We start from the raw sequence: 12,489 nt of genomic DNA on the forward strand, positions 1-12,489 counted from the left end.
CACGGAAGAAAAATGACAAACCCCCAACCCAAACGTGCATTGGTGACCGGTGGCAGCGGCGGCATTGGCGCGGCGATTTGCCGGCGCCTGGCGGCTGACGGCCTCCACGTTGTCGTCCACGCCAACAGCAATTTGGCCACCGCAGAACAAGTCGCTGCGGACATCGTTACCCAGGGCGGGCACGCCCAGGCGATTGCCTTTGATGTGACCGATGCCGCCGCTACGGCGCGCGCACTGGAAGCGCTGCTGGAGCAGGGGCCCATTCAGGTACTCGTCAACAACGCGGGCATTCACGATGACGCCGTCTTTCCCGGAATGCAGCTGGCCCAATGGCAAAGGGTGCTTGACGTTTCGCTCAATGGCTTCTTCCATGTGACGCAACCCCTGACCATGCCTATGATCCGTACCCGATGGGGCCGCATCATCAACATCACGTCGGTGGCGGCAGTAGCGGGCAACCGCGGACAGGTCAATTATTCGGCAGCCAAAGGTGCTTTGCATGCGGCCACCAAATCGCTTGCGCTTGAAGTCGCCAGCCGCGGCATCACGGTCAACGCGGTGGCGCCAGGCATCATTGACACTGCAATGACAAAGGACAGCTTCAGCCCTGAAGCCATTCATGCCATGGTGCCCATGAAGCGGGCCGGGAAGGCAGAAGAAGTCGCCGATCTGGTGGGTTTTCTGGCTTCGACCCAGGCCGCCTACATCAGCGGTCAGGTCATTTCGATCAATGGCGGAATGATTTGACGCCGCGATCGGGCCGACACGCCAATCGCAAGGCGCAAGCAGCCGACCTTGTCTGATTGACTTCGTGAAAATTTGCCCGAAACTAGGTGGGAAGCGGCGCCCAGATACCGAAGCTGTGGCGCCGTCTCCCTCAGCCCCCAGGCGGCCCATTTCTCGCATTTTTTATTGGCTCTACCGAGTGCGCAAGCGCACCGTTCCGGCTGAAAGGCAAGCATTTCCATGAAGACTTCAAATCCTCCATCCGCAGCCCAGGCACCGCACGAGCCCCTCACCGGGTACTACGCAAATGAGGAGGAGAGGCAGAGCTATTTGCGCCGCATCTTTGACACCACGGCGCCGGACTACGACAAAGTCGAAGCCATGCTGGCTTGGGGCACAGGGTCCCGGTATCGCCGCCAGGCTCTGGAACGGGGCGGATTGAAGACGGGCATGCGCGTCCTCGATGTGGGTGTTGGGACGGGTCTGGTCGCTGCTCAGGCCTGTCTGATCACGGGCAACCCTTCACTGGTGACCGGGGTTGATCCCAGTCCCGGGATGCTGGCAGCCAGCAAACTGCCCGCCAGCATGACGCTGGTCAACGGCCGGGCCGAGTCCCTGCCTTTTCCGGACAATCATTTCGATTTTCTCAGCATGGGGTACGCGCTTCGCCACATCAGCGATCTGGGTGTGGCATTTGCGGAGTTTCACCGCGTCCTGAAACCGGGAGGCCGTCTGTGCATTCTGGAAATCACCCAGGCCCGCACCCCGGTCGGGAAATGGATACTGAAAACCTATATGCGCGGTGTCATCCCCTTCCTGAGCCGACTCGTCACCCGGCGAACAGAAACGACAACGATTTGGCGCTATTACTGGGACAGCATCGAAGCCTGCGTGCCACCGGCGCAAGTGATTGCCACTCTGCAGGCTCAGGGCCTGTCAGATGTGCGGCAGCATCTGGAAGTGGGCGTCTTCTCGGAATACCAGGCGATCAAGCCACTGTAGACAGCGCCCGGCGGCACATCGCCAAACGGATCAGCTCTGCCCCTTCAAACGCCTTGTCAGCAGCAGCGGCAAGCGCAGCAGAAAGCCCAGGAATAACCGGGAGTGCATCCAGCTCAGGAGCAGGTTGTCACGCAGGTAATTGAAGTGCGACACACCGCCCTCGTCCACCCGGAAATACTTGACAGTAGCAGGCAGGTTGACGGGTTTGACGCCCAGCCAGCACATACGCACCACGGCCTCGGGGTCAAAGTCAAAACGACGCATCCACCGTTGCCCGTGCATCACACGCCGCAGCGGCGCTATGGGATACACGCGAAATCCGAACAGCGAGTCACCGATACCGGCCCACAATGTTTCCAGGTTGGCCCAGCCGTTGGAAACCTTGCGGCCATTCACACGCAGACGCGGGGCATCGGCCGCAAACACGGGAACGCCCAGCACCATGACTTCTGGCTGCGCGCTCGAGGTTGCCATGAAAGAAGGAATCAGCGGAGCGGGATGTTGCCCATCGGAGTCCATGGTCAGGACGTGGGTGAAACCCTGAGCCGCCGCCAGATCAATGCCGTGCAGCACTGCCGCCCCCTTGCCGACGTTGGTTGGCAACACAATGACCTTCAGGCCATCGTCCCCTGCAGCCATGGCCTGCAAGCCCTGCGCGCTGTCGTCGCTGCTGCCATCGACAACCACCCAGACGGGGGTCCACTGCGCGCGCGCCGAACGCACAGTTTCGTAAACTTTGGGGCCGGGGTTGTAGCTGGGGATGAGGACCAGATGAGTGCGGGACGGGCTGGCTTGGGAATCAGACATTAGCTTGAAAAATAAACTCAGAAAATCACAGGCGCAAAAAAATCACGATGGCCGCTTTACCGGAAATTCGGGCAGTTGTGCATGCGCCATTTCTGCCTGAAAGTATTCTTCCAGCTCCTTGACAAAACGCCCGGTGTGTTTAGGCGGGTCAAAGCGCTTGCCCAGCCGGATGCGGTAGGTAATCGGCATTTTGGGCGTCCACATGACCGACCAGCCTTTACCCAAAAACCCGGAATTGGTTTCAATAAAAACGGTTTGCACGGCCACGCCGGCATTCTTGGCAATGAGGCCAGTCGTGCCCTGCATGGCACCGACGGGAAAAGTGCTGGTGCGTGTCCCTTCAGGAAACAGGAGCAGGTGGCTGCCCTGGTGCAGATCGGCCACGCCCAGTTGCACCATGGTGCGCAACGGCGTGTTGCGGATGTAGCCAGCCAGGCGGGCACCGACGCCAAAAAACACGTTATTGACGATGTCGGCCTTCATGATGCAGGCCGCGTCCGGCAGTCGCGACAGGATCATGACTGCATCCAGCAGGGAAGGATGATTGGGAGCGATGATCATGGCCGGCATACCGCGCAGGGCATCCAGCTCATCAAGGTCAAACCGGCAGGCTCCCATCAGGGCCAGAAAACGCAGATATCCCCGGGCACTCACCGTGACAATCCGCCGGCCAATTTTCTTGCTCATCACGCGGGGCAAAACCGCACGCAAGGCGAAAGCCGTCAATGACACGGCCAGGCAAATCAGCCCAAGCACCAGAAAGCCCAGATGCAAGCGTATGGATTCGTGCAGGGCCCGCCGGCTCGCATGTACGCCGCGAGGCCCGGTCAGCACCACGGCAGACTCGTGGTCCATGGGGTCTGTCCGCGTATCCGTGTTCACCGGGCAACCGTCTCTGCGTCAACCACGCGAATATTGGATTTGCGCAAGCGCATGGCCTGCCAGGAGCGTTTGAAGTTCAGGATGGATGCCGCGTAAAAGATGCCCTTGAGCAGCGCAAGTGACCGCCAGATCGGCGTCTTGCCAAAGATATCCCCCGCCAGCATTGAAAGCAGTGCTTCTTTCACGCGCCAGATATTGCTGGGCGCCATAAACAGATCGCGCATGGTCGGGTTGGTCACACGGTAGATAAACCACGAAAACTCCTTGGGGCCCAGCCGTGCCTGGTGGTCAAAGTTAGCCAGCGCAGATTTGGCTTTGGCGGGCTCCCGCAGGCAAATGTCGACGGTTTCAGCCCCCACAAAACCAGCCTGCATGGCCAGCATCACACCCGACGAAAACACCGGATCGATGAATGTATAAGCGTCACCGATCAGCAGGTAATTGGGGCCGTGGGTTCGGTCGCAGGAATAGGAAAAATTACCGGTGGCCTCAACGTCGGACGACAGCGTGGCATGGGCCAGCCTTTCGGCCAGTGCGGGACACATGGCAATGGTGTCCAGGAAAAAATCTTTCACGGGTTTGGCGCGGCTCTTGAGGTAATGCGGCCAGACCACAGCGCCCACACTCGTCGCGCCATCAACCAGCGGAATAAACCAGAACCAGCCGTAGTCAAACCAGAAGATCGTGATGTTGCCTTCATCCTGACCGGGAAGCCGGGTAGCGCCCGTGAAATGGGCGTACAGGGCCGAGCTGTTGTGCTTGGGGTTGCGGCGTTTGACATCAAACTGTCGGCCCAGCAACGTGTCGCGTCCCGATGCGTCAACCACAAATTTGGCGCGCCAGTCGTGCAAGCGTCCATCGTCATGCTGCGCATGAATGGTGGCTCCGCTATGGTCCGAATCGAAATCCACATTCTTGACCTTGCAGCCCTCAATGACTTCCGCGCCCATCTTCGAAGCGTTGCGAATCAGGATTTCGTCAAAATCAGAACGCCGCACCTGGTAGGAATAAGGCATGGACTTGTCCCATGCATCCGCAAACATGAAAGTCTGGCTTTTGCTGGCATGCCATGGAGACACAAACTCGGCGCCCCACTTTTCCATACCAATAGCCTTGACCTGTTCCGCTACTCCCAATTTTTCAAGCAAGGGCAAATTGGCAGGCAAAAGCGATTCGCCAATATGAAAACGCGGGTGGTGTTCTTTTTCGAGTACCACCACTTTGTGGCCACGTTGCGCGAGCAAGGCCCCGATCGTAGACCCCCCTGGCCCCCCACCAATCACCAGTACATCGCATTCACTCATGACGGGAGTAGCTGCGGTTGTCGGTGAACTCTGCTCAATCATCGGGGCGTCCTTGTAGGAGTCGGTTACAGGCCTTCCCGACCCTTCCCAGGGGCGGCTTGCGGCGCATTTTTGCCTTCTGAGGCGTCAATTCAACGAGTCTACTTCGAACAGGAGACAGTTTTTAGTGAGATTCTCCACAGCATTGGTGAGGTTGGCGTATTCACAACTCCTGACTGTTACATCGGCAGCAAGGTATTGACAAGCTGCACCCCAATCCGGGGCAAACAGCCCAAAATCGCCTCTCTCTAAATCCTTCCTGCACTGTCTTTACAAAGGCGCCAGCATGTCGCCCCCTAGCGGCTGCCGGCAAATCTGTACAGAAGGAAGACTGGCAAGTGCTATTATTTTCGGTTCGCGTGTTACCAGCCTGCACTTCCGTGTTCACCCCGCGTGTTCAGCCCTTTACAGACAACGCCTGAAACCTCAGTGAACCTGCCCCTCCCAACGTCTCTTGCCGCCGATCCGGTCCCCGGTAAACACACGCCCATGATGGTCCAGTATCTGGGTCTGAAGGCAGACTACCCGGACACCCTGCTTCTTTACCGCATGGGCGACTTTTACGAGTTGTTTTACGCAGACGCGGAGAAGGCCGCACGCTTGCTTGACATCACACTGACCCGGCGCGGGCAGTCCGCTGGCGAGCCCGTTGTCATGGCTGGCGTTCCATTTCATTCGCTGGAGGGCTACCTCGCCAAACTCATCAAGTTGGGTGAGTCGGTGGCTATCTGCGAGCAGGTTGGCGATGTGGCCACGAGCAAGGGGCCGGTTGAGCGCAAAGTCGTCAGAGTGGTCACTCCGGGCACGCTGACTGACACCGAATTGCTGAACGACAAGACCGAGTCCATTTTGCTGGCGGTGCACCAGGGGGCGCGCAATACCTGCGGCCTGGCTTGGTTCAGCGTCACGCAAGGCGAGATTCATCTGGCCCACTGCGCCAATGACGAACTGCAAGGCTGGATTGCCCGTATCGCGCCCAGTGAGCTGCTTTACAACGTTGACGTCACGCCCGCCTTTGAACAAAGTCTGAAAATCCAGCGCTGTGCGGTCAGTGCCCGGCCTGCCTGGCAATTTGACAGTGCCCTGGGTGCACGCCGGCTGCTGGCCCAGTTGCAGGTGGCAACGCTGGCTTCATGGAACGCTGAGAACCTGACCGAAGCACATGCCGCAGCGTCGGCACTGCTCGGTTATGCAGAGCACACCCAAGGCCGGGCCCTGACGCATGTGCATGGTCTGCAAGTGGTGCAGTCCGGAGAATTGATTGAGTTGCCACAAACCACACGTCGCAACCTGGAGCTGACCCAAACGCTGCGCGGCGAGGATTCGCCCACATTGTTTTCGCTGCTGGATACCTGCACCACAGGCATGGGTAGCCGCGCACTGAAAAGCTGGCTGTTCAGTCCCCGGTGTGACCGGAGTCAGGCGCAGGCGCGCCTGGATGCGATCACCGCTTTACGGGGTGGCCTGCAGCAAACGCTGCGCGCAGGCCTGAAGGGCTGCAGCGATGTCGAGCGCATTACCGCGCGCATCGCGCTGCGCCAGGTGCGCCCGCGGGAGCTGGTGGCCCTGCGCTGCACGCTACAAAAAACAGAGCACCTCGCGCCCGTATACAAAGGGCTACCGGTACTTTTAACCCGCATCTTTGAGGATTTGCGGGCGCCCCCCGACTGTGAGGCCTTGCTAAGCCGCTACGTACTGGACGAGCCCTCTGCGATGATCCGCGACGGTGGCGTCATCAGCCATGGCTGCGATGCAGACCTGGACGAGCTGCGCAGCATCCAGACCAATTGCGACGATTTTTTGCTGGAACTGGAAGGCCGCGAAAAAGCCCGTACTGGCATCAGCAACCTGCGCGTGCAGTTCAACAAAGTGCACGGCTTTTACATCGAGGTGACGCAAGGCCAGCTCGACAAGGTGCCCGACGACTACCGCCGCCGTCAGACACTAAAAAATGCCGAGCGTTACATCACGCCCGAGCTCAAGACCTTTGAAGACAAGGCGCTGTCCGCACAGGAGCGCGCACTGGCCCGCGAAAAATGGCTGTATGAACAGTTGCTGGATGAACTGCAGCGCTTTGTACCCGCGCTGAGCCGCCTGGCGCGTGCGCTGGCGGCGCTTGATGCCTTATGCGCGCTGGCAGAGCGCTCGCTGACCCTTAACTGGGCGGCGCCGGTTTTTGTCAAAGAGCCCTGCATTGACATTGTTCAGGGCCGCCACCCGGTGGTGGAAGCGCGGCTTGCCGAAACCTCAGGCGGCAGCTTTATTGCCAACGACGCCAGTCTCGCGGGCAAACACCGCATGCAAATCATCACCGGCCCCAACATGGGCGGTAAATCAACTTACATGCGTCAGGTGGCCATCATTGTGTTGCTGGCCAGTGTGGGCTCTTACGTGCCTGCCAGCAGTTGCAGGCTGGGCCCGATCGACGCCATCCTCACCCGCATAGGCGCTGCAGACGACGTGGCCAACGCGCAGTCCACCTTCATGCTGGAGATGCTGGAGGCGGCGCAGATCCTGCACGCAGCCACGCCGCACTCGCTTGTGTTGATGGACGAAATTGGCCGGGGCACGTCCACCTTTGACGGCCTCGCGCTGGCAGGTGGCATTGCGACCCACCTGCACAACAAGACTCAGGCTTTCACCCTGTTTGCTACGCATTATTTCGAGCTGACCGAATTTCCCGCACGCCATCATGCAGCCGTCAACGTGCATGTGAGCGCGGTGGAATCCGGTGCGGACATCGTCTTTTTGCACCATATTGAACCGGGCCCCGCGAGCAAAAGTTACGGCATCGCCGTTGCCAGGCTGGCCGGGGTTCCTTCCGCTGTTGTCAACCACGCACGGCACACGCTGACTGCACTGGAGACGCAGCAAGACGCGGCCCGCGCGCAGGTAGACCTGTTTGCCGCGCCTCCTGAACAACCCGCCGCAGAGCCAAGCCGTGTTGAAAAAGCGCTGGGCACTATTGACCCAGACGCCCTCAGCCCGCGCGAAGCACTGGACGCCCTTTACCAACTGAAAAAGCTTGCTGCAAGCTGATTCACAGACTATCTTTCCCCAATGACTTACTGTGTAGCCATCAAATTAAACGCCGGCCTCGTGTTTCTGTCCGACTCCCGCACCAACGCCGGCCTGGATCAGATCAGTACCTTCCGCAAAATGATCATTTACGAGAAAGCGAATGATCGCTTTATGGTGTTGCTGTCGGCGGGCAATCTGTCGATCTCCCAATCGGTGCGGGAAATCTTGCAGGTTGAGCAGCTCAAGGACCCAGACGGCGGACCACCCATCACCATCTGGAATGCAAAAAGCATGTTCGAAGCCGCGCGCGTGCTGGGTGCAGCCATCCGGCGCGTGCATGACCGTGACGCAGAAGACCTCAAACACGCGGGTGTTGATTTCAATGTGTCGCTTATTTTCGGCGGGCAAATCAGGGGCGAGGGTATGCGCCTCTTTCAGATGTACTCAGCCGGCAACTTCATCGAGGCAACCTCAGAGACGCCCTACTTCCAGGTGGGCGAATCCAAATACGGGAAACCTGTGCTGGACCGCGTCATCACGCCCGACACGCCACTGGACGAAGCCGCCAAATGCGCGCTTGTCTCCATGGACTCCACTCTTAAGTCCAATCTGTCCGTCGGGCCACCTATGGACATGGTGGTTTACGAAGTGAATGCGCTGCAAAGCGACAAAGTGGTTTGCATCGACTTCGACAACCCCTACTTCAGCATGCTGCACAACACCTGGGGCAAAAAACTGCGCGAAGTGTTTGACAGCATTGAAGACCCGATGTGGAGCGGCGGTGAAACCACAGTGCCGCTGATCACCCCCATGACGCGCAATCAGCCCTTGAAAAAAATCGCGTCGCCTGAAGAAAAATTGATCTAGCTCTCTAAAAAAGAGCTCTCGTTGCACATGCATAGCCGATGTGCAGCGGGATTTGATCTTGTCCTACACGTCTCCCCCGCCCAGACTCACAGCTCTGCCGTGTTGCCGTCGCCACAGTTGATGGCATGAGTTCAACACACACCTACTCCCCTCAGTTCCGCGCCCCATCCCTGTCGCTTCTCGCGACAGAGCCGCTACGGGCTGCATTTGACTTTTTCTCATCCAAGCTGGCCAGCCGTGCCGAGCAAGTCGGCGACGGCCACTCTGTGATCGTCTTCCCCGGCTTGGGCGGCGCCGCATTCACCACCTCTCACTTGCGCAACTTTCTGATCAAGTCAGGATTTGATGCGCATGACTGGGGTGGCGGCATCAATACCGGACCCAAGGGCGTTTTTGACGACTGGCTCGGCAATCTGCAATCGCACACCAACGACTCCACGCCCGCACGGGTCGCAAGGTAAGTCTGGTGGGCTGGAGTCTTGGCGGGGTTTATGCCCGCGAGATTGCCAAACGCTGCCCTGACAGTGTGCGTCAGGTCATCACTCTCGGTACACCCTTTGCCTCTCTGGGTGGTGCCAACCACGCTGGTGCGTTTTACAAGCTGGTGAACCGCGACACCTCGCAACTCACGCCTGCCATGCAGGCCCGATTGCGCGAATGTCCGCCCGTACCCACGACTGCGATTTACAGCAAGACAGATGGCGTTGTCAGCTGGCGCGGTTGCATGGAAAAAAATACAGCAAAGTCTGAAAGCGTGGAAGTCAATGCCAGCCATCTGGGGATGGCGTCGCACAGTGAAGTGCTCCGCGTCATCGTCAACAGATTAGCGCAGCCTGAGGGTCAGTGGCGCCCTCTGCAAAATTCACAGCGTTCAGCACGCTCGACTCGCCACTAAGGGCAGCTAGCTCAATGGGGCTGGCGATGCGCCGAGCTCAGGCCGTCCAGCTCACCCAGCCGGCCTGCGCGGTTACCAGCACGACCACGCCAAACACAATGCGGTACCACGCAAACGGTACAAAGCTGTGACTGGCGATGTAACGCAACAGCCAGCGGATGCACAGCCACGCGCTGATGAAGGCGAACAGAAGACCAACGCCAAACATGGGCAGGTCGGCGACTGACAGCAGGGCCCGGTCCTTGTACAGGCTATACACACCAGCCCCAATCAGCGTTGGGATGGCCAGGTAAAAGGAAAAATCAGTTGCCGCCTTGCGCGACAGGCCGAGCAACATGCCGCCGATGATGGTGGCGCCGCTGCGGCTGGTGCCCGGGATCATGGCCAGGCATTGCACCAGACCCACTTTCAACGCGTCCCACAGCGTCATGGTCTCCACCTCCTGAATGCGCGCCACGGCCGGGTTCATTTTCTGGCGCCGCTCAGCCCACAAGATGATGAAGCCGCCAATGATGAAGGTGCTGGCCACCACCGTCGGCGTAAACAGGTTGGCCTTGATGGCCTTGCCAAACAACAGCCCCAGCAGCACAGCGGGAACAAACGCAATAAAAACGTTGAGCGCAAATTGTTGTGCCTGCTTTTCCGTGGGCAAAGCAATCAGCGTGTCGCGGATTTTTTGCCAGTAAACCAGAATCACCGCAAAAATGGCGCCGGTCTGGATGGCAATGTCGAAGACCTTGGCCTTGTCATCATCAAAACCAAGCAGCGCGCCCGCAAGGATTAAATGCCCGGTCGAAGAAATCGGAAGAAATTCAGTAAGGCCTTCGACGATGCCCATCAGGGCAGCCTTGACCAGCAGTGTTATGTCCACGCACGCTCCAGAAAATAGTAGCGCGATTATCGCCGCGGACTGAGGCGTCTATTCGTAACGAAGCGCCTGAATGGGCAAGAGCCTGGATGCGCGGCGTGCGGGGTAGTAGCCAAAAAACACACCCACAAATCCCGAAAATCCCGCCGCCAGCAACACCGAGGCGGCAGTCATGCTGACTTGCCAGCCTGCAAAGCTGCCAACAGCCCAGGTGGCCACCGCACCCAGCAGCACACCCATCGCGCCCCCTATCAGGCTCAGCGTCACGGCCTCCACCAGAAACTGGGTGAGGATGTCTTTGCCGCGTGCACCCACCGCCATACGCAGCCCGATCTCGCGGGTGCGCTCGGTCACGCTCACTAGCATGATGTTCATGATGCCGATGCCGCCGATGATGAGGCTGATGCCCGCCACTGCCGCCAGCAGCAAGGTCATGATGCGGCTCGATTCTTCTTGCGCCTGCAAAATTTCGGTGAGGTTGCGTATGGTGAAGGTGTCGTCCGCGCCGGGCTGCACTTTGAAGCGCTGGCGCATCAGTTCACGGATGTTTTCTTCAGCCACTTTCATGCTCTGGCCTTCACGCACCTTGACACTGATGGACCACACGCGTTTGACATTGCCCGGCGTTCCGCCCTGCACCCGGTTGCGAAAGGTCGATATCGGGATGAGGATGGTGTCGTCCTGGTCCTGACCCATGGAGTTTTGCCCCTTGCGGCCCAGCACCCCCACGATGGTGACCGGCACGTTTTTGACACGAACAACCTGGTCGATTGGGTCAACGTCGCCAAACAATTCCTGCGCCACTGTCTGGCCTATGAGAGCCACCTTGGCCGAGCCAGCGATTTCCCCCTCCTCAAACAATCGGCCCGACGCCAATGGCCACTCGCGCGCCTCGAGGTAGTCGTTGGTGGTTCCAAAAATCGTGGTGCCCCAGTTGCCGTTGTTGGCCACCACCTGGCCTGTGGTGCGTGAGGACGGTGCTGCCACCTGCACTTCCAGCACCTCTTTGGCAATGGCAGTGGCGTCCTCTTCGGTCAAACGGCTGCGCGTCTGCGCGCCCTGGCGCACACCCCCAGCTGTCGCGCCACCCGGCAACACCAGCATGATGTTGGAGCCCAAACCCTTCATCTGCTCTTGCACCCGTTCGGTCGCGCCACGCCCCACCGCAATCATGGTGATCACTGCGGCCACGCCAATGATGATGCCCAGCATGGTCAATATGCTGCGCAGCGTGTTGGCGGCCAGCGCGCGCAGGGCGCTGCGCACAGCAGACAGGAAGTTCATGGCGTGACTCCTGTTGGCTTGTCGTTGCGGACGTGTTCTTCGCTCCATGGATCCCCCCCGATCGCAGCCTGGGGCAGGCTCCTCAAGTCCGGGATGACAGATTGGCGATCGGTTTGCAGCACGTCTTCCACGATATGGCCGTCGCGAAACACAATCCTGCGTCGCGCCCAGGCTGCCACATCGTTTTCATGGGTCACCAGCACCACTGTCATGCCCTGTGCGTTCAGTGTGGTCAGCAGCTTCATGATGTCTTCACTGGTCTGCGAATCGAGGGCACCGGTTGGTTCGTCCGCAAGGATGAGTTGCGGCCGGTTGACCAAAGCCCTGGCAATCGCCACGCGTTGCTGCTGCCCGCCGGACAGCTCGGCTGGCGTGTGGTGCGCGCGCTCCCCCAAGCCCACCGTCTGCAGCGAAGCCATGGCGCGATCGCGTCGTTCAGCCGCCGGTATGCCGGCATACACCATCGGCAACTCAACATTTTCGACAGCGCTGGTGCGCGGCAAGAGGTTGAACTGCTGAAACACAAACCCGATACGCCGGTTGCGGATAGACGCCAACTGATCGGCTGCCATGGTCTCCACAGCTTCATGAGCCAGCCGGTATTGGCCTGAACTTGGCAAATCCAGACAGCCCAGAATATTCATCAAGGTCGACTTTCCTGAGCCAGAGGCGCCCATGATGGCGACAAAATCTCCCTCTTCAATCGACAGCGACACCCCCCGCAGTGCGTGCACAGTCTGGTCGCCCATGGTGTACACCTTGGTCAGGTCATGGGCTTCGATCAGGGTCATGAT

Annotated in this window: 12 protein-coding genes; 6 read left to right on the plus strand and 6 right to left on the minus strand. The window is 59.2% G+C overall.

Translation table 11 applies throughout. The features are described from left to right. Positions 1 to 12: 12 nt before the first annotated feature. Positions 13 to 747, plus strand: a complete 735-nt coding sequence (gene fabG / locus VE934_RS06125; RefSeq protein ID WP_324885384.1) for a 3-oxoacyl-ACP reductase FabG — start codon at positions 13 to 15, stop codon at positions 745 to 747. Positions 748 to 966: 219 nt separating this feature from the next. Beyond that, on the plus strand, positions 967 to 1,728 hold the full coding sequence (locus VE934_RS06130; protein WP_324885386.1) for a class I SAM-dependent methyltransferase: 762 nt from the start codon (positions 967 to 969) through the stop codon (positions 1,726 to 1,728). Between the two features lie 30 nt (positions 1,729 to 1,758). Here VE934_RS06130 and VE934_RS06135 read toward each other — a convergent pair whose 3' ends face one another. From VE934_RS06135 to VE934_RS06145, 3 genes are read right to left on the minus strand one after another with little or no spacing between them, the layout of a single operon-like run. After that, the gene (locus tag VE934_RS06135; RefSeq protein WP_324885388.1) at positions 1,759 to 2,535 is read right to left on the minus strand and encodes a glycosyltransferase family 2 protein; all 777 of its coding nucleotides are present in this window, start codon (positions 2,533 to 2,535) and stop codon (positions 1,759 to 1,761) included. Between the two features lie 42 nt (positions 2,536 to 2,577). Then, positions 2,578 to 3,390: a lysophospholipid acyltransferase family protein gene (locus tag VE934_RS06140; protein WP_324885390.1), complete on the minus strand. Its 813-nt coding sequence runs from the start codon at positions 3,388 to 3,390 to the stop codon at positions 2,578 to 2,580. 23 nt (positions 3,391 to 3,413) lie between these two features. After that, positions 3,414 to 4,763, minus strand: a complete 1,350-nt coding sequence (locus VE934_RS06145) for an NAD(P)/FAD-dependent oxidoreductase (RefSeq protein WP_324885392.1) — start codon at positions 4,761 to 4,763, stop codon at positions 3,414 to 3,416. 486 nt (positions 4,764 to 5,249) lie between these two features. Here VE934_RS06145 and mutS point away from each other — a divergent pair, with 486 nt between their 5' ends. From mutS to VE934_RS06165, 4 genes are all read left to right on the plus strand, one after another. Then, positions 5,250 to 7,799 carry a DNA mismatch repair protein MutS gene (gene mutS, locus VE934_RS06150; protein ID WP_324885720.1) on the plus strand — a complete coding sequence of 850 codons (2,550 nt, stop codon included), beginning with the start codon at positions 5,250 to 5,252 and terminating at the stop codon, positions 7,797 to 7,799. A 21-nt stretch (positions 7,800 to 7,820) separates the two neighbouring features. Beyond that, the gene (locus tag VE934_RS06155; RefSeq protein ID WP_324885393.1) at positions 7,821 to 8,648 is read left to right on the plus strand and encodes a proteasome-type protease; all 828 of its coding nucleotides are present in this window, start codon (positions 7,821 to 7,823) and stop codon (positions 8,646 to 8,648) included. 125 nt (positions 8,649 to 8,773) lie between these two features. After that, entirely contained in the window at positions 8,774 to 9,109 is a 336-nt protein-coding gene (locus tag VE934_RS06160; protein ID WP_324885394.1) for a hypothetical protein, read from the plus strand. A 5-nt stretch (positions 9,110 to 9,114) separates the two neighbouring features. Beyond that, positions 9,115 to 9,543 (plus strand): hypothetical protein, encoded by a 429-nt coding sequence (locus VE934_RS06165; protein ID WP_324885395.1) that lies wholly within the window; start codon positions 9,115 to 9,117, stop codon positions 9,541 to 9,543. A gap of 37 nt (positions 9,544 to 9,580) precedes the next feature. Here VE934_RS06165 and VE934_RS06170 read toward each other — a convergent pair whose 3' ends face one another. Genes VE934_RS06170 through VE934_RS06180 form a run of 3 tightly spaced genes read right to left on the minus strand, consistent with a single transcriptional unit; the run spans position 9,581 to position 12,486 of the window. Continuing rightward, complete coding sequence (locus VE934_RS06170) at positions 9,581 to 10,414, minus strand: undecaprenyl-diphosphate phosphatase (protein ID WP_324885396.1); 834 nt, start codon at positions 10,412 to 10,414, stop codon at positions 9,581 to 9,583. 48 nt (positions 10,415 to 10,462) lie between these two features. Beyond that, positions 10,463 to 11,695: an ABC transporter permease gene (locus VE934_RS06175; protein ID WP_324885397.1), complete on the minus strand. Its 1,233-nt coding sequence runs from the start codon at positions 11,693 to 11,695 to the stop codon at positions 10,463 to 10,465. After that, positions 11,692 to 12,486 carry an ABC transporter ATP-binding protein gene (locus VE934_RS06180; RefSeq protein ID WP_324885398.1) on the minus strand — a complete coding sequence of 265 codons (795 nt, stop codon included), beginning with the start codon at positions 12,484 to 12,486 and terminating at the stop codon, positions 11,692 to 11,694. The genes VE934_RS06175 and VE934_RS06180 overlap by 4 nt, the downstream gene beginning before the upstream one ends. Positions 12,487 to 12,489 lie beyond the last annotated feature (3 nt).

Origin of the sequence: Polaromonas sp. (genome assembly GCF_035638815.1) — a bacterium.
Classification (GTDB): domain Bacteria; phylum Pseudomonadota; class Gammaproteobacteria; order Burkholderiales; family Burkholderiaceae_C; genus Polaromonas.

Excerpts from the sequence above, each read along its gene's own strand:
- VE934_RS06140 (WP_324885390.1), bottom strand. The coding sequence starts at position 3,390 with ATGGACCACGAGTCTGCCGTGGTGCTGACCGGGCCTCGCGGCGTACAT.
- VE934_RS06130 (WP_324885386.1), top strand. The coding sequence starts at position 967 with ATGAAGACTTCAAATCCTCCATCCGCAGCCCAGGCACCGCACGAGCCC.
- VE934_RS06175 (WP_324885397.1), bottom strand. The coding sequence starts at position 11,695 with ATGAACTTCCTGTCTGCTGTGCGCAGCGCCCTGCGCGCGCTGGCCGCC.
- VE934_RS06135 (WP_324885388.1), bottom strand. The coding sequence starts at position 2,535 with ATGTCTGATTCCCAAGCCAGCCCGTCCCGCACTCATCTGGTCCTCATC.
- VE934_RS06155 (WP_324885393.1), top strand. The coding sequence starts at position 7,821 with ATGACTTACTGTGTAGCCATCAAATTAAACGCCGGCCTCGTGTTTCTG.
- mutS (WP_324885720.1), top strand. The coding sequence starts at position 5,250 with ATGATGGTCCAGTATCTGGGTCTGAAGGCAGACTACCCGGACACCCTG.
- VE934_RS06160 (WP_324885394.1), top strand. The coding sequence starts at position 8,774 with ATGAGTTCAACACACACCTACTCCCCTCAGTTCCGCGCCCCATCCCTG.
- VE934_RS06145 (WP_324885392.1), bottom strand. The coding sequence starts at position 4,763 with ATGATTGAGCAGAGTTCACCGACAACCGCAGCTACTCCCGTCATGAGT.
- VE934_RS06180 (WP_324885398.1), bottom strand. The coding sequence starts at position 12,486 with ATGACCCTGATCGAAGCCCATGACCTGACCAAGGTGTACACCATGGGC.
- fabG (WP_324885384.1), top strand. The coding sequence starts at position 13 with ATGACAAACCCCCAACCCAAACGTGCATTGGTGACCGGTGGCAGCGGC.